Annotated in this window: 16 protein-coding genes; 13 read left to right on the forward strand and 3 right to left on the reverse strand. The window is 52.8% G+C overall.

Annotated features, from left to right (window positions below):
• Positions 1-7: 7 nt before the first annotated feature.
• The 10 genes from cheZ (at position 8) to K1Y77_RS00650 (ending at position 11,916) form a co-directional block, all read left to right on the forward strand.
• Positions 8-703 (forward strand): protein phosphatase CheZ, encoded by a 696-nt coding sequence (cheZ, locus tag K1Y77_RS00605; RefSeq protein ID WP_030074261.1) that lies wholly within the window; start codon positions 8-10, stop codon positions 701-703.
• 117 nt (positions 704-820) lie between these two features.
• The gene (gene flhB / locus K1Y77_RS00610) at positions 821-1,987 is read left to right on the forward strand and encodes a flagellar biosynthesis protein FlhB (protein WP_264429778.1); all 1,167 of its coding nucleotides are present in this window, start codon (positions 821-823) and stop codon (positions 1,985-1,987) included.
• Positions 1,984-4,068, forward strand: a complete 2,085-nt coding sequence (flhA, locus tag K1Y77_RS00615; protein WP_264019020.1) for a flagellar biosynthesis protein FlhA — start codon at positions 1,984-1,986, stop codon at positions 4,066-4,068. The genes flhB and flhA overlap by 4 nt, the downstream gene beginning before the upstream one ends.
• A gap of 52 nt (positions 4,069-4,120) precedes the next feature.
• Positions 4,121-6,340 carry a flagellar biosynthesis protein FlhF gene (gene flhF / locus K1Y77_RS00620; RefSeq protein WP_264429780.1) on the forward strand — a complete coding sequence of 740 codons (2,220 nt, stop codon included), beginning with the start codon at positions 4,121-4,123 and terminating at the stop codon, positions 6,338-6,340.
• Entirely contained in the window at positions 6,337-6,972 is a 636-nt protein-coding gene (locus tag K1Y77_RS00625; RefSeq protein WP_264429781.1) for a hypothetical protein, read from the forward strand. The genes flhF and K1Y77_RS00625 overlap by 4 nt, the downstream gene beginning before the upstream one ends.
• Before the next feature lie 133 nt (positions 6,973-7,105).
• Positions 7,106-7,579 carry a flagellar protein FlhE gene (locus K1Y77_RS00630; RefSeq protein ID WP_198023738.1) on the forward strand — a complete coding sequence of 158 codons (474 nt, stop codon included), beginning with the start codon at positions 7,106-7,108 and terminating at the stop codon, positions 7,577-7,579.
• A gap of 26 nt (positions 7,580-7,605) precedes the next feature.
• Entirely contained in the window at positions 7,606-8,307 is a 702-nt protein-coding gene (locus tag K1Y77_RS00635) for an RNA polymerase sigma factor FliA (RefSeq protein ID WP_030074255.1), read from the forward strand.
• Positions 8,308-8,346: 39 nt separating this feature from the next.
• Positions 8,347-9,162 carry a motility protein A gene (locus K1Y77_RS00640; RefSeq protein WP_030074254.1) on the forward strand — a complete coding sequence of 272 codons (816 nt, stop codon included), beginning with the start codon at positions 8,347-8,349 and terminating at the stop codon, positions 9,160-9,162.
• 4 nt (positions 9,163-9,166) lie between these two features.
• Complete coding sequence (locus K1Y77_RS00645) at positions 9,167-9,838, forward strand: OmpA/MotB family protein (RefSeq protein WP_030074253.1); 672 nt, start codon at positions 9,167-9,169, stop codon at positions 9,836-9,838.
• 23 nt (positions 9,839-9,861) lie between these two features.
• Positions 9,862-11,916, forward strand: a complete 2,055-nt coding sequence (locus K1Y77_RS00650) for a sensor domain-containing diguanylate cyclase (RefSeq protein ID WP_264429785.1) — start codon at positions 9,862-9,864, stop codon at positions 11,914-11,916.
• A gap of 31 nt (positions 11,917-11,947) precedes the next feature.
• On the opposite strand, the gene K1Y77_RS00655 is transcribed toward K1Y77_RS00650, so the two are convergent.
• Positions 11,948-12,502 carry a hypothetical protein gene (locus K1Y77_RS00655; protein ID WP_035536863.1) on the reverse strand — a complete coding sequence of 185 codons (555 nt, stop codon included), beginning with the start codon at positions 12,500-12,502 and terminating at the stop codon, positions 11,948-11,950.
• A gap of 208 nt (positions 12,503-12,710) precedes the next feature.
• Here K1Y77_RS00655 and K1Y77_RS00660 point away from each other — a divergent pair, with 208 nt between their 5' ends.
• On the forward strand, positions 12,711-14,822 hold the full coding sequence (locus K1Y77_RS00660; RefSeq protein ID WP_264429786.1) for an adenosylcobalamin-dependent ribonucleoside-diphosphate reductase: 2,112 nt from the start codon (positions 12,711-12,713) through the stop codon (positions 14,820-14,822).
• 59 nt (positions 14,823-14,881) lie between these two features.
• Positions 14,882-15,670, forward strand: coding sequence for a hypothetical protein (locus tag K1Y77_RS00665; protein WP_030074249.1), 789 nt, complete (start codon positions 14,882-14,884; stop codon positions 15,668-15,670).
• Positions 15,671-15,765: 95 nt separating this feature from the next.
• Here K1Y77_RS00665 and K1Y77_RS00670 read toward each other — a convergent pair whose 3' ends face one another.
• Complete coding sequence (locus K1Y77_RS00670; RefSeq protein WP_030074248.1) at positions 15,766-16,503, reverse strand: Crp/Fnr family transcriptional regulator; 738 nt, start codon at positions 16,501-16,503, stop codon at positions 15,766-15,768.
• Between the two features lie 164 nt (positions 16,504-16,667).
• Positions 16,668-19,517 carry an excinuclease ABC subunit UvrA gene (gene uvrA / locus K1Y77_RS00675; RefSeq protein WP_264429789.1) on the reverse strand — a complete coding sequence of 950 codons (2,850 nt, stop codon included), beginning with the start codon at positions 19,515-19,517 and terminating at the stop codon, positions 16,668-16,670.
• Positions 19,518-19,687: 170 nt separating this feature from the next.
• Here uvrA and K1Y77_RS00680 point away from each other — a divergent pair, with 170 nt between their 5' ends.
• Positions 19,688-21,067 (forward strand): MFS transporter, encoded by a 1,380-nt coding sequence (locus K1Y77_RS00680; RefSeq protein ID WP_264019202.1) that lies wholly within the window; start codon positions 19,688-19,690, stop codon positions 21,065-21,067.
• The last annotated feature ends 120 nt before the right edge of the window (positions 21,068-21,187 follow it).

Consider the following 21,187-nt stretch of genomic DNA (forward strand, 5'->3'; position numbering starts at 1 on the left):
TAACACGATGAGTCAGCATGAGCAGGCTAGCGATACCCAGCTGTCCGAAGATGCTGCGGAAGATTTGATCTTTCGCATCGGTAAGCTTACTCGCATGTTGCGCGATAATATGCGCGAGTTGGGCCTAGATAAAGAGATCGAAAAAGCAGCGGAAGCTATTCCTGACGCGCGTGATCGATTGCATTATGTGGCGACCATGACCGAGCAGGCGGCTGATCGTGCGTTAAATGCTATTGACCGAGCGCAGCCCTTGCAAGACCAGCTTTCAGATCGTGCTGAAGCGTTGGATAAGCGCTGGTCTGAGTGGTTTGAAGCGCCAAAAGAGCTTGATGATGCCAAGGCGTTGGTAAAAGAGACACGAACGTATCTGAGTGACGTACCCACTATCGCTGCCGCCACGAACAAAGAGCTGCTCGATATTATGATGGCGCAGGATTTCCAGGATCTTACCGGCCAAGTTATCAAGAAGATGATGGATGTCATTCGTGAGATTGAGCATCAGCTTGTGCAGGTATTAATCGATAATGTGCCTGGTGCTCAGGCAAGAGAGTCGATGCAGCGCAAAGCAGAAGATCAGTGGAAAAATGATAATGCGCGTCGCAATGAAGAGCTGTTGAACGGTCCTCAGGTGAAGGAAAATTCTCCTGATATTGTTACCGGTCAGGACCAAGTAGACGACTTATTGGACGAATTGGGCTTTTAATGGGTGGTTATTAAGACATTGTAACGCCCTACCTATGGCAGTATAGGCTTCCATTCAGCCGTCCTTCGGGGCGGCTGAATTTATGATAAGCCACGCAAGATACCGCCGGATGGCCGCATGGCAGATGACGATAGCGATCAGGAAAAAACAGAAGAGGCCACGCCCCGACGCTTAGACAAAGCGCGTGAGGAAGGTCAAGTCCCCCGGTCTCGGGAACTGGCGACCTTTTTGCTGCTATTAGGCGGCGTCATTGGACTATGGAGTATGGGACAAATGCTCTATGACCAGTTAGGCATGGTGATGGAGCAGGCTTTCTTATTCGAGCGTCGTCACGCCATGGAGAGCATGCCGATGCTGGTTAATGCGTTGGATCTAGGCCAGCGCACACTGATTGCAATGCTGCCGCTGTTCTTACTGTTGACAGTGATTGCGCTGGTCGCCCCCGCCCTATTGGGAGGATGGTTAGTTTCCGCAAAGTCGATGCAGCCTAAACTGTCAAAGTTAAATCCAATTAAAGGGTTAAAGCGTATTTTTTCGACGCAGGCATTGATTGAGTTAGCCAAGGCGATTGCCAAATCAATTCTGGTCGGCGGCATTGCGTCAGCATTTCTGTATGCCAACCTCGGCAAATTTATGGGGCTAATGAATCAGCCCATCCAACAAGCGTTGGCCACGGCATTGAATATGTCGGCCCTTGCTGCGGGTCTGATCGTTTTGTCGTTAATTGTGGTTATTCTGATTGACGTGCCATTTCAGCTTTGGAGCAATGCGAAAAAGCTGCGTATGAGCAAGGAAGAGGTTAAGCGAGAGCACAAAGAGTCGGAAGGCGATCCCCACGTTAAAGGCCGTATTCGCCAGCAGCAGCAAGCCATGGCGAGGGGACGAATGATGAGCAAAGTGCCTGACGCCGACGTTATCATCACCAACCCTACCCACTATGCGGTGGCCCTGAAGTATCAGGAAGGTAGCATGGGTGCGCCGCGGATGGTGGCCAAAGGGGCCGATGCAGTGGCCGCGCGTATCCGTGAAATAGGGCGAGAGGCTGGTGTGCCGCTATTGGAAGCAGCGCCCTTAGCGCGTGCCCTGTATCATTACGTGGACTTAGACGCTGAAGTGCCTGCAGAGCTATATACTGCGGTTGCTGAAGTGATGGCCTGGGCCTACCGCCTGAAACAGGTTGCACAACAAGGAGGCGAGGTGCCCCCAACCCCAGACAACTTACCGGTTCCCCCCGACATGGAACGTTCCAAGCGGGACACCGGTGGCAGTGAGGCGCAATCATGAAAGGCTTAACCCAATTGATCAATCAGCGCGATTGGATGGGCGATGTGCGCATGAAGTTGCTCGCAGGGCCGCTGCTGATTTTGATGATTTTGGGCATGATGATTCTGCCCTTGCCGCCCTTTGCGCTCGATTTGCTGTTCACGTTTAATATCGCGCTGGCCATTATGGTGTTACTGGTCAGTATGTTTGCGCAAAAACCGCTCGATTTTGCGGCATTTCCTGCTGTTCTCTTGTTCACAACACTCTTACGTCTATCGCTTAATGTAGCGTCGACTCGTGTCGTACTTATGGAAGGCCACGAAGGGGGCGATGCGGCCGGTAAGGTGATTGAGGCGTTTGGTACTTTCCTGGTCGGCGGGAATTTCGCCGTTGGCCTGGTAGTCTTTTTGATCCTTGTGATCATCAACTTCATGGTTATTACCAAGGGCGCTGGGCGTATTGCCGAAGTGGGCGCGCGCTTTATGCTGGATGCGATGCCCGGTAAGCAGATGGCCATTGATGCGGACCTCAACGCCGGTTTAATCGGCGAAGAAGATGCTAAAAAGCGCCGCGCTGAGGTCGCTCAAGAGGCCGATTTCTACGGCTCTATGGACGGTGCCAGTAAGTTTGTGCGTGGTGATGCCATGGCCGGTTTGGTCATTATGGTGGTCAATATTATCGGCGGGTTATTGATCGGCATGATGCAGCACGATATGGGCTTTGCGGATGCAGCGCGTACCTATACGTTATTAACTATTGGTGATGGCCTGGTGGCCCAGATACCTGCGCTAGTTATCTCTACCGCCGCGGGTGTCACTGTCTCGCGCGTCAATACTGATCAAGATGTTGGTCAGCAAATGATCAGCCAGTTGTTCGTAAACCCACAGGTCATGATCTTGTCTGCTATGGTGATGGGGCTGTTAGGTTTGGTACCCGGTATGCCGAACCTAGTATTTCTTATTTTCACAGCGCTGCTGGGGGGATTAGCGTGGTTCCTCATTCGCCAAAAAGAGCAGGCACTAGTAAAAGAAGAAATAACGGCCACACCGCTTCCCCAACAGGAAACCCCAGAAGCCAGCTGGGAGGATGTGCAACTGGTTGACACGCTAGGCCTTGAAGTAGGGCACCGTCTTATTCCCTTGGTGGATTCCCGCCAGAAAGGAGAGCTACTCGGGCGTATAAAAAGTGTGCGTAAGAAATTTGCTCAAGAAGTTGGTTTCTTGCCGCCAGTAGTGCATATACGCGATAACTTGGAGCTACCGCCTAATACCTACGTCCTTTCTATGAAGGGGGCCGAAATCGGGCGAGCAGAAGCGCAGCCAGGCAAGTGGTTAGCAATCGATCCAGGCCAGGTTTCTGGGGAACTGCAGGGCACGCCTACTCAAGATCCAGCCTTTGGTTTGCCTGCTGTTTGGATTGATGCCAATCAGCGTGAACATGCCCAGGTGTACGGCTACACCGTCGTAGATGCTAGCACGGTGATTGCCACTCACTTAAACCACCTGCTCCATCGTCATTCGCCTGAAATGCTGGGGCGTCAAGAAGTACAAAAACTGCTCGACAAGCTGGGGGAAGATCAAAAATCGCTCGTCGAAGAGGTCGTACCCAAAGCTATTTCGCTCACCGTGCTGCAACGCATTTTGCAAAACTTGCTGGATGAAGATGTCTCGATTCGTGATATGCGTTCCGTGCTAGATACCCTGGCAGAGCATGCAGGACAGCAGAAAGACGCCAATGAGCTGACCGCCTTAGTGCGCATTGCCTTGGGTCGAGCAATTACCCAACAGTGGTTTGCTGGCCAGGAAATGCTCAACGTGATGGGACTAGATGCTCAGTTAGAGCAAGTGCTGATGCAGGCAATGAACGGTAATGGTGCGATGGAGCCAGGACTTGCTGATACGCTAATGACCCAGGCGCAGCAAGCACTAGAGCGTCATGAAGGTAGCGGTGAAGCGCCGGTGCTGGTGGTGCAGCACTCGCTGCGTGCTGTTTTATCGCGTTTCTTACGTCGTCGTATGCGTCATTTGGTAGTAATGTCCCAGGCGGAAGTGCCAGATGACCGCACGTTGCGAGTCACCACGGTAGTCGGAGGGCGGACATGAGAGTGATACATAGCATTGGTTTTAAGCCATCAAATAGAGGCACAGATAAAGCATGAGCGTAAGACGGTTTGTTGGAGCAAACAGTCGTGATGTGATGCGCCAAGTGCGTGAAGCATTGGGCGAGGACGCTTTAATTGTGGCCAATCGTCGTACCGAGGGCGGTGTTGAAATTTTGGCGATGGCAGATGAAGCCGTCGATCATTTCGAGCCTTCCCCCTCAGCGCTCCCACCGTCTACTTCTGTTTCTCAGGTGGCATTCCCACCACGCGATTCTGATCCGCTTCAAGTGATGAGTGAGCGCTTACTGCGTGAGATGCAGGAGATGCGTGAGCTGCTTTCTCAGCGGCAGCCAGCTGCCGAGCTGCCTGCTACAGAGGGTTACATCGCCCCTCAAGCTCGATTACGCCAGCAGCTGTTGAGCATTGGTTTTAGCGAAGAGCTAAGTGACGAAGTGCTCGCTGAACTGCCAGCGGCACTGGCTCAGCCAGAGGCTGATAGCACGCTTGTTATGGCATGGCTTCGTGACCAGCTAATGGCGCGATTGCCTGTATTAAAAGAGGAGAACGGCTTTTTTGATCAGGCGGGTATTGTGGCGCTGGTGGGGCCAACGGGGGTGGGTAAAACGACTACCACGGCTAAGTTAGCAGCACGTTTTGTGATGCGCCATGGGACGCGTCCCGTGGCGCTTGTCACCACCGACAGCTTCCGCATTGGTGCCCACGAGCAGCTGCGAATCTATGCCCGGTTGCTTGATACCCCCATGTACGCCTTAGATACCGAACAACCGATAGATGAGCTAGTAGGTCGTTTGCAAGGTAAGCAATGGGTGATTATCGACACCGTTGGTATGAGCCAGCGGGACCAGCGTGTGATTGAGCAAATTGCTCAGTTGCAAGGCGGGAAAGCCTCCGTGCGATTAGTGCTGTTGCTGAATGCCGCCAGCCAGCCTGAAACGCTGGAAGAGGTCGTATTGCGCTATCGCCAAGCGGCGCGGGCAGCAGGCGCTGAGTTAGATGATTGTATTATTACCAAGCAGGACGAAGCCGGACGTTTAGCGCCCGTGCTTGATATCGTCATGCGCCATGGCATGCGCGTGCTATTCGGTTCTTACGGACAGCAGGTTCCTGAGGATATGGCGGTTGCTGACCCTGCTGCATTAATTGACCAAGCGCTTACCGCTCATCCAAACCAAGGGAAAGAGTCACGCAGCTTCCCTGCTGCAGGGAATTCAATGGGTGCTCAGTCGGTAACTTTGCCACGCTGGTCCCGCGACGTGCTTGGCCAAGGCCGACGCCTTAGCTCTGTACTGACGCGGCTACGTGACAGGGTGGTCGGCTTCTCAGCGTTAGAGTCTGTCTGGGATATCGCCTCTTTGCCTGGCGTGCTGCAAGATAAACGTCTCGATGCGCTATTAGTAAGCGTGCCTTGTGCGGGAAAGGGGCTAGGCATGGCATGGTTTCCCCGCCGAAACGAACGCGGCTGTGACTGGACGATGCCTGATGTCGGAATAGATGCAGACGGTGGTTGGCTTGCGTTAACCAGCTTGCAGCATCGTCAACCAGCGGGTTGGCACACACGGCTGTTACACCAGGGTGAAGCGATGGGAGCGGCAGTACATTTGCTACCTGTATTCCCTGACCCTACCACGTTAGCGTGGCTAGAAGACCAACACCTGACTTGGATCACACTAGTAACGGCTGCCCAGCGGGTATACTGTCAGGGCGAACGTTATACCCAGCGCCAGCTATTCACAGATAGCCCGCTTTCACATCACACTGATCTGCGCTTTCGTGGCCAAACGATGCAGCTATGGAGTACTTATATCAAGGTGGAAGATGCCGCTGGCACTCCGCTATTGGCATGGGTTGGTGATGTTCGTGATCCGGAAAATGGCAAACGTATCGCGCGTCGTTACTGGCTAACGCCTGCCCGATTAGGCGCAGACGTACTTTCGCTGCTGGTTATCCAGCTTCAAAGCGAAGGGTTATCGAGCCTAACCAAACGTGCTTGGCAGCAGTTGAAAGAGGCGGATAACGGTGAGGTAAGTACCGAAGTGCGCTTGTTGATGGCCAGTGGTATCGCTGCAACAGTGGGGCACCTAGATGCTGCTAGCGATGAGGCGTCGGTAGCGCTGCGTTCCGATCTATTAAGACTACTGGGCACCGCGCGCAAACGGCGCGATACAGCGATGTTAGATGCGCTTGTCCACGCGTTTATGGCGCGTGATGCTATTCGCCAACTTAGCAGCGTTAGCCGAGAGGGGCTGGTATGAGCGCCGACGATCAGGCGGCGGGCCTTCGCAAGTGGGCAGATTTACAGCGCCAGCAGCGCCAAGTGCCATCAGTAGAGGGCGAACCTGCTGGGGGCGAGCCTGTGGAAGAGAAGTTGGCGGTTGAGCCACGGGACAATACGACAGATCATATAATGTCGCCGTTAATCGCTGCGCCAACGCCAACGCCAACGCCAACGCCAACGCCAACGCCAACGCCAACGCCAACGCCAACGCCAACGCCAGTTCCGCAAAAGCCGCTTATTGTGGTTGGTCTGCTTAACGGTGGAGAGCAGCAGGTGGCAAAAGTAAAAGGTCGCTTGGCGCAGTGGTCGGTATTAGGCCGTCGCTGGGCTGGTGATCCGGATGATTGGAACATTCGCATCGTTAATGCTGAAGCCGACGACCTTAGCCAACTAAAAGCTCGCTACTCGCGCTGGGCCTTGTGGATTAATAGCGATGCTGATGCCTTCGCACAGATGTATCGTGTTCTTCGACACGTGCATGAAAACGGTGGCCCAAGGCAGTTGTTAGCATTGCATGAGCCTCATTTGTCGCGCAGAGGCCTGCTCGATAACTTACGAGAAGCAGCCCGTTACTATCTGGATATAGAGCTTTTACTGCTTGCGCGATAACGCTAGCCTGACGCAATGTGGCCGCGTCTTAACTGCGGTATCCAGTGCTTTTATAAGGAATAACAATGCACCTGCCTACCAGTTTCAAGAAGCACCGCCGCAACACACATGTGACGCAAGAAGTTTTCACCTAATGATTTGTTTCAAAAATGCTAGCCCGAAAAATGTTAGCTTTAAAATCGGTTGGTTAGCCGTTGGCCCAACGCCTGCCCGACTGCTCAAAAGCATAGCGATGGTGGCACTAAGCGTTGTCAGCGGGAGTGTCTATGCCGCGACTGGAAGTTGGAGTACAGAGGTACCCAGTGTGTTTGTCACGATGAGTGACCGCGCAATCAGTAGCCAGCCTATTGAACCACCAACGGAGGCACAGGTAGAAGGTGCTGTGATAGGGCGTATTCATTGGCGCTTTCAAATGCCAGCCAATACGCCAGTGAATGCGTGGCTATGTCATCCTGAACAGTGCGTTCCCTTAACGGCAATGCGGGGGATGACTTCAGCATTAGCCGGTAAACAGGTGGATGGGCCGCTGCACTTTCGTTTCTCATTAGCACCGGGCCAGCGCCCAGTGCGAGTGCAGAAATTGCAAGTGATCGTGAACTACCAGTGAACAGTGTTTAGCCGTGAGGCATCAGGATGTATACAGCACAAGGCAGGATTAAACAGAGCGAGCTGTTAACTCAATACATGCCACTGGTAAGGCGTCAGGCCTTAACGCTGCAGGTAAGATTACCCGCGAGTATTGAGTTAGATGATCTTATTCAGGCGGGCATGGTGGGTTTATTAGAAGCGTTGGGGCGTTTTGATGCTTCCCAGGGGGCAACATTTGCCACGTTTGCAAGCCAGCGTATTCGCGGCGCTATGATGGATGAGTTGCGCACGCGTGACTGGTTGCCTCGTAGCGTTCGTCGCTCCGCTAGGGCCGTCGATAATACAGTGAGACGCCTTGAACAACAGTTAGGACGCCCGCCAGAAGAGAGCGAAATTGCGCGAGATTTAGCAATGCCTCTGAATGAGTATCAACAATTACTCAATGATACTAATAGTGGTCAATTACTGCCCTTTGAAGAGCTAGTGGCCGAAGGGAGTGAGCCAGCAAAAGAAGATGCAAACAATTTGCCCTTCGATCAGCTGTTAGACCACCAGCAGCGCCAGTCGTTAATTGATGCTATTGAGGCGTTGCCCGAGCGCGAAAAGCTGTTAATGGCGTTGTATTACCAAGAAGAGCTGAACCTTAAAGAAGTGGGTGCAGTACTGGGCGTGACTGAGTCTCGCGTCTCCCAGCTCCACAGCCAAGCAATTAGCAGGCTTCGTGCTCGTTTGTATGATGCCGCCTAAGACCTATTTAAATCGCTAATAACCGGCGAGGAGCCGTTGATGAATCCATCTACGTTGATCGGCATTTTTGCCAGCATGGTATTGCTAGTAAGCGTGCTGTTTTTTACCGCAGAGTCACCTGAGAGTTTTCTGAATTTACCGGGGTTAGCCATTGTAGTGACGGGTACCTTGGCAGCGACCTTTATCAGTTATCCACTGAAGGAAGTGCTCCGTGTAGTGCGCTTAGTAGGCCTAGTCTTTCGGCGTGAAAATACCTATGTGCGCGATGACATTAACGAGCTGGTTTCCATGGCGCGGCTATGGTTTAAAGGAGATGTCAGGGCGGTTGAAAAGGAGCTAGAGCATACTCGAAACCCCTTTTTGCGCACCGGCATTCAATTAGTAATTGCGAATACAAAAGAAGACGAAATTTTCGATATGTTGCGCTGGCGCATCGCACGATTAAAAGCGCGAGAGCATGCTGAGGCGCAGATATTTCGTACCATGGCCACCTACGCGCCCGCCTTCGGTATGATTGGCACATTGGTGGGGTTGGTCAATATGCTGGAAGTAATGGATGCGGGAGATCTTGATGTTATTGGCCCGCGTATGGCAGTAGCCCTGCTGACAACGTTCTATGGTATTTTGCTGGCTAACCTAGTGTTCAAGCCCATTGCCGTCAAGCTAGAGCGGCGAACGGAAGAGCGACTCATCACCATGAACATGGTGTTGGAAGGCATTTCCCTGATTACCAAACGACGCCTACCCTCATTTATTGAAGAAACGCTTAACTCCTTTATCGTCAATTATCATGACGAAATTCGCGATGCCACGGTAAAGCCGCGACCAACGGCTAGCCCTGCGGCAAAAGGATAGCGCGATGCTTGATCGGGATTCACGGCATGCATTAGAGCTACCCCCTGTTTCCGGTGAAGGAGATGAAAGCTGGCTTACCAGCTACCTAGACGTGTTGACGCTGTTAATCACGCTGTTTGTGTTGCTGCTTGCCTTAACGCCACCGGGCGGTGGCGAAGCCTCTGATAATGACCGGATGCGCTCAGCCACTGCTATTACCTCGCTTCCATTGGCCAGCTTGGCAACGGGTATCCATCCTCGCTACAGCGGACTAAAGCCACAGATGGCAGATGTTAATATCCCAGGGGTAAGTGTCTCTCAGGGACAAGAAGGTGTTACGCTGCGCATTGACGATAGTTTGCTTTTTCCTAGTGGAGACGCTGTATTAACGCCACAAGGGCAAGATGTGTTAGAAAGCCTTCTGACTGTATTAGATTCCTTTGATGGTCAAATTTCGGTAGAAGGCCATACGGATAACATTCCTATTGCCACATCGCGTTTCCCCTCAAACTGGGAACTGTCGGTTGGGCGTGCGATTGCCGTTGTCCGTCACCTTGAGCGTCAGGGAGTGGCTGTTTCACGCATGCGGGCAGTCGGCTATGCCGATACCCAACCCATGGAAAGTAACGCAACGCTGGAAGGCAGGTCTGCCAACCGGCGCGTTGAGTTGTTGCTACGGCAGCAGGCTGAGGGGTAAATAGATTTCTTGAGGCTATTTTTGTGTCGAAGCATCATCCGCTACTGCAGGCGTTCGGCGCCTTACTGGTTCTCGACGCTGATAGTCGACGTATCCAGGCCGTTAGTAGCAATTTGTCATCGCTGTTAAATATACCTATCCCTGACGTGCGTACCCAAACGTTAACGAGCGTGCTGGGCAAGCGCTTAAGCCAGCGCGTACGCTATGAACTACAGGGAAAGCAGCGCTTGTCCGGGCCGCTGACGTTTAAATGCCCCACCCGCTCTCAGCGTTTTCAACTCCATGCTTACCGTTCAGGGATGCATGTGGTGATTGAGATAGAACCTCTTCACACGTTAGGCAAACAGCGTTTACTCGGCACGGTGAATGAACGCTTGATGCGCCTAGCGGAAGCCACCCATCAAGAAGAGTTGCTCGACTATCTAGTGATGGCTGTGCAGGAGCTAACGGGGCATGACCGGGTGTCAGTGTGCCATTTCGATAGTGATTGGCATGGCTTAATTGTCGCGGAATCGTTGGCGACAGGCAGTGTTAAACCGGGTAGCGTTAGTCCAGGTAGAGACGTGCCACTAGGCCGCTTACCTGCCTTGCTGGGTCAGCGTTTTCCCGCCAAGGACTTTCCGGTTGCGCTGCGGCGTGCCTACGAGCGACATCCGGTACGGCTTATTCAAGACGTTGCAGCACCCTGTGAGCACTTGCTGCCAAGGGGAGCCGTCGTAGACCTGAGTGATTGCTTCTTACGTGCTCCTGCTCCTGAACGGCAGCAGTATTTGCAGCGCCTAGGGGTACGCGGTGCGCTAAGCGTTGCTATGCAGGGCGATACTGGCCTATGGGGCCTGCTATTCTGCCATTCGGCATCTGCCTATCCGGTAACACCCCCGGTACGCGATGCAGTGCGTACCTTAGTACAAATGGCTACACAACGGTTGTTGTTACTGAGAGCCCGCCAGGAAGCACGCTATTTGCAGCGGGTACAAGATAGCTTGGTGCTTTCATCTAATAATCGGTTAAAGCCACAGAGTCCTTATCAGCTGTTTACGGAACACGCGGAGACATGGCAATCGCTCTTTCGTGCCCATGGCGTTGCACTGTGGGTAAAAGGCAGTGTCTATCAAGCAGGCAATACGCCTAAGCCTGAGGCCATTAGCCAGCTAGTGACGCGGATTGAAAAAGCACATGTTCATAGTGGTCCGTGGTGCACCCAAGAGACCGCTAAAGAGCCATTAACGTCCTCATTAGGCATGTCAGAGCAAAGTGGTGTGTTGGCAGTGCCTTTGCCTACTGACCCTTCTCAGCGTGGCTGGCTGATATTTTTTCGTCCTGAGCAAGTAGAAACCCTTTACTGGGCAATGCAGCCCCCTTCAGCGCCACTGACACCGATGATGATGCTGCCTTCTGCTGCATGGTGCGAAGAAGTCACGGGTAAAAGCGAAGCGTGGCAGCGGGTGGAACGTTTGGCTGCAATGGATTTAGGCGAAGATTTAACGCTGGCTATTTCCGCTTACGAAATTAGTACGCTTAACATGCACTTAGAGCGTGAGCGTAAGGCGCTGGCAGAGGCGAATCAACGCTTAGAACAGCTGGCGCACTTTGACCCACTCACTCAAGTGTGGAACCGCTACCGCATTGAGCAAGCCATTGATGCGGAGCTGGTGGCGGCAAAGCGTTATGGAGCGGCGTTCGCCCTGCTATTATTCGATGTTGATCATTTTAAGCAGATTAATGACACTCTTGGTCACAGTGTGGGTGATGATGTGTTGATATCGTTGGCGCGCATGGTGGAAAGCTCCCTACGCGGCTGTGACCACTTAGGGCGCTGGGGCGGTGAAGAGTTTGTGGTGTTGGCAACCCACTCCAGTATGGACGCTGCTGAGGGGCTTGCAGAACGTTTACGTAGCCTAGTAGCCACACTTCAGGTAACAGGTTTGAACCAACCGATGACGGTCAGCATTGGTGTTGCCGTATGGCAACCCGATGATAGTTGTAAAACAATCATCGCCCGGGCCGATGCTGCGATGTACCGTGCTAAACGTAATGGTCGTAATCGTGTTGAAATTGCTGAAAAAAATGTGCAATAACAAGCAGCTTTGTTGATTGTCTGCACATGTGTTAATTATCAGCAGAGCTGCATAAGTGCTGCATTCTGTCGATGGCCTCATCTGCACCATCAAGGTTAAAGGTCATATACCACGGATCTCTATCTTGTTGGTCAAAGCCGAGAAACAGCTGCTCGCCTTGGCTCATTTGCGCCATCAGCGTGGGTAAGTCGTTCAGGTAGAAGTGAGCATAAAACCCATCATCCCCACGCTCGGTAATAAATTCCGCCATGGTGTCTATGATCGGCGTGTCATCTACCCGGATTCTGGTGGGCACTAAGTTTACCGCGCGGCTTTCGCCCTGCTGCTTATCCAAGGTAACGCGCATTTCCAACCACGGTAAGTCGCATACCCCCTGGGTTGCGTTAAGGCTTAGCGTGGCATCCGAATAACTATGGGTTTCCACGGCGCGAAAATGCCGTTCATCTCCTAATGAGAGCATCATTGATTGCCAGTGACCATGGGGCTGTATCGCGTCACTATTAAACGTGGCCGCAACACCAGACACGGCGGTACTGAGCAAGGTGGCGCTAAAGGCCGCTAACGCAAAAGGCTTTAAAGTAGGCATAAGGGTGGCATCGCACAAGAAAAATATTAGCCTATCGTTTGTTGAAGATAAGCAAAAGGTAACGCGCTGATTTTCCTATATGTAGTAGTCGTTAACAATAAGAGTGCCGCATATAGTGTGAAGTCATGTCTATACTTCATAGCCACAGGCCGTATAATCGCACCGTTTTGAGCGCTATATTCACCCCGTCGTGAAGGAGTTTCGCAAGATGAGCACCGCAACAAAGGCTATGAAAACCTCGAATGACGTCCCGCTACAGGTTCCCTCAAAAGATATCTGGGACGCTAAATATCGATTAAAAGATCGCCATAGCCAGCCTGTTGACCAGGATGTGGATGCCACCTTTGAACGGGTCGCGCGAGCGCTTGCGGCGGTTGAAGGAGACAAGGCCAATGAATGGCTGCCAAAATTTCGTTGGGCATTAGAAAATGGTGCCATTCCCGCTGGGCGTATTCTTTCCAACGCCGGTGCTGAAGCCTACAAACCTGCTGTTAGTCTAATTAACTGTACAGTCTCACGCACTATTCGTGATTCTATGCGCGATATCCTCGACTCGGTCGTTGATGCAGGCATGACGCTAAAGTCGGGTGCTGGTATTGGCTACGACTTTTCGACCCTGCGCCATAAAGGGGCGTTTGTGTTTGGCGCGGGTGCCGGTACTAACGGGCCGCTAGCGTTTATGGATATCTACGACAAGATGTGCTTCACCGTGGCATCGGCCGGAGGCCGGCGGGGTGCTCAGATGGGCACTTTTGACGTTGGTCATCCTGATGTTCGTGAGTTTATTCAAGCGAAGCGGGAAGCTGGTCGTTTGCGTCAGTTCAACCTAAGTCTATTGATTACCGACGAATTTATGGAAGCGGTGAAGCATAATGCCGACTGGCCGCTAGCGTTTCCATTACACCCGGGCGAAAAAGACGATGTAAAAGCCGGTGATCTGATTTACCGCGATTGGCCCGTTATAGAAGAAGGCTATACGGTAGATGATGAAGGTCGCGTGGCTTGCCGTGTGGTTGAGGTCATTAAGGCCCGTGAGCTGTGGGACACCATTATGTCCTCGACATATGACTACGCCGAACCTGGGTTTATTTTGATTGATCAGGTCAATCGCATGAACAATAACTGGTTCTGCGAAGATATTCGCGCGACCAACCCGTGTGGCGAGCAACCGCTGCCGCCAGAAGGGGCTTGTCTGCTGGGTTCGGTTAACCTGACCAAATTTGTGATTGAGCCGTTTAGCGACAAGCCGCGCTTTGACTGGGAACGCTACCGTGAAGTGGTCGCTATTTTTACCCGCATGCTCGATAACGTGGTAGAAATCGCTGGCCTGCCACTGCCGCAGCAGCAGCGCGAAATTGAAGCCAAACGCCGCCACGGTATGGGCTTTTTGGGACTGGGTTCGACGATGACCATGCTCAAAATTCCCTATGGCTCTCAAGCATCACTGGCCTTTACCGAAGAAGTAAGCCGTCATCTTGCACTGGAAGGCTGGAAGCAAGCGCTTGAACTCTCTAAAGAAAAAGGCATGGCTCCGGTGCTTGAGCAAGAGCACACGATTACACCGAAGATGATGCGTGAGCGCCCTCAGCTAGCGGCTGATGGCTATGAAGTGGGCGATAAAGTCCCAGGACGTATCCTGCATGCTCGCTATAGCCAGTACATGGCTAAAGTTGCCGAGCTAGCGCCTGAGTTAGTTGCGCAGCTGGCGGAACATGGCGCGCGCTTTACTCACCACAGCTCTATTGCGCCCACTGGTACCATTTCGCTGTCGATGGGGAATAATGCCTCTAACGGCATTGAACCCTCGTTCTCACACCGTTATTTCCGCAATATCATTCAATCGGGAAAGAAAACCAAAGAGCAGGTCGAGGTTGTTTCGTTCGAACTAGCTGCTTATCGCCACTTTATTGCCGCCGATGCAGTGGAAAGCGACTTGCCCGACTACTTTATTACCGCTGATTCAGTGACCCCTGAGCAGCACGTGGCTGTCCAGGCGGCGGCACAGCAGTGGATTGATTCTGCCATCTCCAAAACAGTCAACGTGCCGACGGAGTTCCCGTTCGAGAAATTCCAGGATCTCTACCTACAGGCTTATGAGAGTCGCCTGAAAGGCTGCACCACCTTCCGCTTTAATCCAGAAGCGTTCCAGGGCGTGCTGGTGCGTGAAGATGACTTGAAAAACACTACCTATGTGTTTGAGCTGGAAAATGGCGAAACTATAGAGCTAGCCGGCGATGAAACAGTGGTCTACGACGGTGAAGAGCATAACGCCGCGAACCTGTTTGATGCCTTAAAAGAGGGCACCTACGGCAAATGGTAACGATGGGATGCGCTTTGTTAAGAACATTGCCCAATACCTTTTGCTAAGTGGAGAACATCATGGCTGTAGAAATTACTTCAAAAATAGTTGGTTACCGTATTAAGCAGCAGGAGCAGGCAGCCCCTGCCCCTGAACTTCCGGAAGAAGATCCGCTGACGGTAAGGATACCCTCGCGCCCAGAAGGAACGCTCGAAGCAGTATCTGAAAAGATCTCTTATGTAGGTGCAGAAGGGCGTAAAAAAGTTTATCTGCTAGTCTCGTTTATGCCGGTAGAAGGCGTGGTGGGTGGCCGACGGGTGGTGATTGAGCGCCCGGTTGAGTTCTTTTTCCCGTCAGGGCAGCTTTCCAGTGAGCACCAATGGATTACGGCGACCATGCGTAGTCTTTCCCTGGCGGCGCGTGGGGGGTACGTCACCCAGGCGGTGGCTGATCTGCGCAAAGTTGCGTGGGATAAAGGGTTGGTGCGCTGTGGAATGAACCGCTGGAACAAGCCCATGTTCCACGATTCAGAAGTAGCGGCAATTGCCTGGTCGATCCAGCAAATTCTCTATCGGCGCGGTTTCTTGGACCAAGATGGCAATCAAGTGCCGGTAGAGACACTGGTAGCGCGCTATGCGCACCGTTTGCAACATGGCCATGCTTGGCAACCGCCGGTAGATGAACCAGAAAGCCACGTTGGTGCGGTTGAACCGATTGGCGGTGCCACTGAAACAGAGAACACCGCAAAAAAGCCTGAAGGCAGTGGCCCAGCTACCGTGGGTACCTGCCCTGAGTGTCGTGGTGACCTCATTATGATGGATGGCTGTCCAACCTGTTATGCCGGTTGTGGCTGGTCTAAATGCGGCTAAGCTAGGCTCACTAAGTCGAATATTAACAAAACCGCCGCGTGGCTTTTCAGGTCATGCGGCGGAGTGCGTTTAGATGAGGGAGCACGGCGTTTGATTTAGGCGCTAAGTAGCGGTCTGACATTATCCGTCAGGTAGCAGTCATCGAATTCACCTTCGGCAGCTAACGCTTTTAAGTCGGGAATCGTGACGTGATGGCGGTCACGGTATACCAAGCCATCTTCACTTAATGCACTGAACGTTCGGCTCACATGAACAGGGCTTAAGCCTAAAATGTCGGCTAACTGTTCTTGGGAGAGTGGTAGGCGGAACTGACCGCCAATGTCCTTATTGGTTTGGCGTAAGCGTAGGTACATTTCATGAAGGAAGTGGGCCATTTTCTGTCTAGCGCTACGTCTTGCTAAGTTAACCAATCGCTCGGTTAGCAGGGCCTGCTGGCGACTGCCAATGGCAAACATCACCGACGTGAGTGTCAGTGACTGCCTAAACAGGTCTAGCATGCGCTTATGGGGAAAGTGGCAGACTACGCCATCGGTAATCATGCGGACGTTTTCCAGTCGCTTAGAAAACGCAAACTCTCGCAATCCGATGATATCGCCAGGTAGAAATACTTCCAGAATTTGACGGTCGCCGTTTTCCAGGTGGCGATAAGAATAAGCCCAGCCACTGCGCAGGGTGCAGAACTCATTCGCGGGTGAGTCCACTTCCCATAGCAGCGCTCCCGCTTTTATATCGGTAGGGCTCTCTTCCAATTCGTTCAACAGCGCTTTTTCTTCTTCGGTTAGCGAGCAATAGTGACTGAAGTGCTTAATAATGCAGCTTTTATCCTGATCCACAGCTTCCTTCTCCTAAAAGGTTAGCAACGAAGGCTGCTTTGCTAGTAAATATAAACAGAGACAGCCAATGTTGCTTGCTCTTTTCGTAACGCTGGTTTTCTCTGTTGTTAGGGTTCGCTAGTTTTTATGTTCCCAGGTAAGGCGTGCTTGCCCTGGGAGCGGTGTTAGGATGTCTTTTTGGCACGATTGCCGCGTTTGAGTAGTGGGGCAAGGAAGCGACCTGTGTGCGATACGCCCTGTTTGGCAATCTGTTCTGGCGTTCCTTTGGCAATAATTTGCCCACCGCCAGAGCCACCTTCTGGGCCTAGATCAATAATCCAGTCCGCTGTTTTGATCACATCCAGGTTGTGCTCAATGACCACAATGGTGTTGCCGTGGTCACGCAGGCGGTGGAGTACCGTGAGAAGCTGGCGGATATCCTCAAAATGCAGCCCGGTGGTGGGCTCATCTAGAATATAAAGCGTTTTACCCGTATCACGTTTGGCTAACTCACGGGCTAGTTTGACACGCTGCGCTTCACCACCAGAAAGGGTGGTGGCACTTTGCCCTAGGCGGATATAGGAGAGGCCCACATCCAACAGCGTCTGCAACCGACGAGCAATAGCAGGCACTGGGCTGAAGAATTCCAGGGCGTCCTCTACCGTCATGGCCAGCACTTCGTGAATCGTTTTGCCTTTGTAGTGGATATCCAGCGTTTCGCGGTTATAGCGCTTGCCTTTACACACATCGCAGGGCACATAAATATCCGGCAGAAAGTGCATCTCTACCTTGATCATGCCTTCGCCCTGGCATGCTTCGCAGCGGCCGCCTTTAACGTTAAAGCTGAACCGGCCTGGCTTATAGCCCCGGGAACGCGCTTCCTGAGTGCCAGCAAATAATTCTCGAATCGGCGTGAAGATACCAGTGTAAGTGGCTGGGTTTGAACGCGGCGTGCGGCCGATAGGGCTTTGATCGATATCGATCACTTTATCAAGCTGGTCCAGCCCTTCGATTTTTTGATAAGGCGCGGGGGTGAGCGTGGTCGCACGGTTTAGCTCACGGGCGGCGATGGGCATTAGGGTGCCGTTAATTAACGTTGATTTACCCGAGCCTGACACGCCGGTGATGGCGATAAATAGTCCGAGCGGAAGGCTAAGGGTGACGTCTTGCAAGTTATTGCCGGTCGCGCCGCGCACCACTAACTGTTTTTCAGGATTACCAGGAATGCGATAGGGGGGAATGGCAATTTCCCGTGTTCCCGATAAGTACTGGCCCGTCAGTGAGTTGGGATTGTCCATCACATCTTGAGGCGTACCCTGGGCAACGATTTCACCACCATGGACACCGGCTCCTGGGCCAATATCCAGGACATGGTCAGCCGCGCGGATCGCGTCTTCATCATGCTCGACGACAATCACCGTATTGCCTAAATCCCGCAGGCGCTCCAAGGTTTTCAATAAGCGATCGTTATCCCGCTGGTGAAGACCAATAGAGGGCTCGTCAAGAATGTACATGACGCCTACTAGCCCCGCGCCAATTTGACTGGCGAGACGGATACGCTGGGCTTCGCCCCCCGAAAGCGTGTCAGCACTGCGCTCCAGGTTCAGGTAGTCGAGCCCTACATTAACCAAAAACTCTAGACGGGCATGGATTTCGTTAACGATTTTATCGGCAATTTCGCCTTTGCGGCCCGGTAGGGAAAGCTCGGCAAAGTAGCGCCACGCTTCGCCAATCGGTAAATGCACTATATCGGCAATGTTATGATCATCGACAAATACATGGCGTGACTCTTTGCGCAGCCGCGAGCCACCACAGGTGGCGCAGGGCTGCACGGCGATGTACTTAGCCAGATCGTCACGCACCATGTTGGATTCGGTTTCCCGGTAGCGACGTTGCATGTTGGGAAGCACACCCTCAAAAGCGTGCTCGCGCGTCACTTTTCGACCCCGGTCACCCACATACACAAAGGGAATCTGTTCGCTGCCACTGCCGTTTAAAATAATTTCACGCTCATGACTGGCAAGCTCGAGCCATGGCGTTTCAAGCTCAAACTGGTAATGTTTGGCGAGCGCTTGCAGCTGGGTAAAGTAATAAATGTTGCGCCGATCCCAGCCTTTAATCACGCCTTCTGCTAGCGATAGTTCGGGATGGCTGATCAACTTATCAGGATCAAAATATTGCTGAACACCTAAGCCGTCACAGGTAGGGCAGGCTCCAGCGGGGTTGTTGAACGAAAACATCCGCGGTTCAAGCTCAGAAAGCGAATAGCCGCACACTGGGCAGGCAAAACGTGCTGAGAAGGCGAGGTCTTCCTGCTCGCCATCCATAAAGTGGATCATTGCCGTGCCGTCAGCGAGGTTGATGGCAGTTTCAAACGATTCTGCTAGGCGCTGGGCAATATCATCGCGCACTTTAAAGCGGTCAACCACGACGCTGATATCATGTTTTTTGCGCTTATCGAGCGGGGCAATATCGTCAAGTTCTAGCACCTGTCCATCAATCTGAACCCTGACGAAGCCTTGAGCCCGCAGTTCTGCCAGTAGCTGTAGATGCTCACCTTTACGACCTCTCACCACCGGCGCCAAAAGCATTAATTTGGTGCCTTCGGCCAGGTTCATGACCTGGTCGACCATCTGGGAAATGGTTTGCGCTTCCAGTTCTTCGCCGTGCTCTGGGCAACGAGGTGTTCCTGCTCTGGCAAACAGTAGGCGCAGGTAGTCGTAAATCTCGGTAATTGTGCCGACGGTAGAGCGGGGGTTGTGGGAAGTGGATTTCTGCTCAATAGAGATCGCAGGCGAAAGCCCTTCGATGTGATCCACATCGGGCTTCTCCATCATCGAAAGGAACTGACGCGCATAGGTGGAAAGCGACTCCACATAGCGTCGTTGCCCCTCAGCGTAGAGCGTATCGAACGCCAACGACGACTTACCCGAGCCGGAAAGGCCAGTTATCACGATAAGTTTGTCGCGGGGCAGCTCCACATCGATCTGCTTGAGGTTGTGGGTGCGTGCACCCCTGACCAGAATGCTGTCCATCAACACCTCGAATCGCGTGGCAAAAGTACAATTATACGTTTGCAGTACCCTTCCCGGCAAAACTCCATATCGATAGGCGGCTGCGCTTAGCGTTTCCAGCGTTGATACAAAGCGTTAGAATGGACGGTTATCTCGGGCTGTTCGGCCTCTTTATTGAGCACAAGGGTATTATGCGCAAGGTTTCCGCACTGCTGCTGGCCACTGAACGCCGTGCAATCAGCGGCTTAGCCGGGCTCTATGCGTCTCGTATGCTGGGGTTGTTTATGGTGTTGCCGGTGTTGGCGCTTTACGCCGACACCTTAAGTGGCACGACCCCTCTGTTAATAGGGGTCGCACTGGGTATCTATGGGTTAACCCAGGCAATGTTACAGATACCCTTTGGTCTGCTTTCAGATCGTATTGGTCGTAAGCGCGTCATTGCCATGGGCTTACTGATTTTCGCCGCAGGCAGCGTGGTCGCTGCCATGGCAGACTCCATAGGCGGGGTTATTGTGGGTCGTGCGCTACAGGGCTGTGGCGCCGTTGCCGCAGCAATTATGGCACTACTGGCAGACCAAACTCGCGAGCAGGTGCGTACGGCGGCGATGGCCACGATTGGGCTCTCCATTGGCGTGTCATTTGCTGTTGCTATGGTTCTTGGGCCGTGGCTGGCGGCGTGGGCGGGCCTGGCGGGGGTTTTTTGGTTTACGGCTCTGTTAACGCTCGTCGGCTTAGTGGTGCTGTGGCGGTGGGTGCCTCCTGCACCACGCCGTTTGCGCCACCGCGATGTGGGGATGGATCGCCAGCAGTTTAAAAGCGTTATTACACGCCCAGATTTATGGCGGCTAGATCTGTCGATTTTTTCGCTGCATCTGGTGTTAATGGCGATTTTTGTGGCGGTGCCGTTTCGGCTGTTAAATGCAGGGGTCGCCATCGAGTATCACGGACTGGCTTACCTGGCGATTATGGCGCTGTCGTTTATTGCTATGGTGCCGCTGGTGATCGTGGCAGAGAAACGCCAACGCATGAAAGTAATGTGCTTGCTGGCCATCAGCGCTATCGTGATTAGTTTGGGCAGCCTTGGCCTGCCATTCTCCCAAGAGAGCTGGCTGTTTGCATGGCTATTTGTTTTTTTTACAGGATTTAACTTGCTCGAAGCCACGCTGCCATCAATGCTCAGTAAGCTGGCACCCGCGGGAGCCAAAGGCACGGCGATGGGGGTTTACTCTACCAGCCAGTTTTTGGGCGCCTTTTTAGGAGGCACGCTGGGGGGCTTGTTGTCGAATTTGTGGGGACTCGATGCAGTGTTTTTCGGCTGTGCAGGGCTAGCGCTGCTGTGGTGGCTGGCAATGTTACGTATGCCGTCGCCACCGCCTCTCTCTAGCGAAGTCGTTGCATTGCATGATACTCAGCCTGATGCATTAAATCTGTTGATGGAACATCTGGCGGATGTCGTTGGTGTAGAAGACGTGATGGTGGTGCCGGAAGAGCGCTTGATGTACCTAAAAGTGAATCGCCAAGAACTTGATCAGGCAGCGCTGACGAGGTTGTTATCACCACCTAAAACGTAACCCGTGTAGGGTGTTTTTATTCTTCGCTACCGCAAACGTTTAAGCACCTAGGCTTTGGGTAGCTACCGACGCTTTTATACACATTTGCTGTATGGCATCGAGGCCTAGCAGCCGTATCAG

Origin of the sequence: Halomonas qaidamensis (assembly GCF_025917315.1) — a bacterium.
GTDB classification, from domain to species: Bacteria; Pseudomonadota; Gammaproteobacteria; order Pseudomonadales; family Halomonadaceae; genus Vreelandella; species Vreelandella qaidamensis.

Bases quoted from the DNA above. Each gene is read 5' to 3' on its own strand.
- cheZ (WP_030074261.1), top strand. From the start codon at position 8: ATGAGTCAGCATGAGCAGGCTAGCGATACCCAGCTGTCCGAAGATGCT.
- flhB (WP_264429778.1), top strand. From the start codon at position 821: ATGGCAGATGACGATAGCGATCAGGAAAAAACAGAAGAGGCCACGCCC.
- flhA (WP_264019020.1), top strand. From the start codon at position 1,984: ATGAAAGGCTTAACCCAATTGATCAATCAGCGCGATTGGATGGGCGAT.
- flhF (WP_264429780.1), top strand. From the start codon at position 4,121: ATGAGCGTAAGACGGTTTGTTGGAGCAAACAGTCGTGATGTGATGCGC.
- K1Y77_RS00625 (WP_264429781.1), top strand. From the start codon at position 6,337: ATGAGCGCCGACGATCAGGCGGCGGGCCTTCGCAAGTGGGCAGATTTA.
- K1Y77_RS00630 (WP_198023738.1), top strand. From the start codon at position 7,106: ATGATTTGTTTCAAAAATGCTAGCCCGAAAAATGTTAGCTTTAAAATC.
- K1Y77_RS00635 (WP_030074255.1), top strand. From the start codon at position 7,606: ATGTATACAGCACAAGGCAGGATTAAACAGAGCGAGCTGTTAACTCAA.
- K1Y77_RS00640 (WP_030074254.1), top strand. From the start codon at position 8,347: ATGAATCCATCTACGTTGATCGGCATTTTTGCCAGCATGGTATTGCTA.
- K1Y77_RS00645 (WP_030074253.1), top strand. From the start codon at position 9,167: ATGCTTGATCGGGATTCACGGCATGCATTAGAGCTACCCCCTGTTTCC.
- K1Y77_RS00655 (WP_035536863.1), bottom strand. From the start codon at position 12,502: ATGCCTACTTTAAAGCCTTTTGCGTTAGCGGCCTTTAGCGCCACCTTG.
- K1Y77_RS00660 (WP_264429786.1), top strand. From the start codon at position 12,711: ATGAGCACCGCAACAAAGGCTATGAAAACCTCGAATGACGTCCCGCTA.
- K1Y77_RS00665 (WP_030074249.1), top strand. From the start codon at position 14,882: ATGGCTGTAGAAATTACTTCAAAAATAGTTGGTTACCGTATTAAGCAG.
- uvrA (WP_264429789.1), bottom strand. From the start codon at position 19,517: ATGGACAGCATTCTGGTCAGGGGTGCACGCACCCACAACCTCAAGCAG.
- K1Y77_RS00680 (WP_264019202.1), top strand. From the start codon at position 19,688: ATGCGCAAGGTTTCCGCACTGCTGCTGGCCACTGAACGCCGTGCAATC.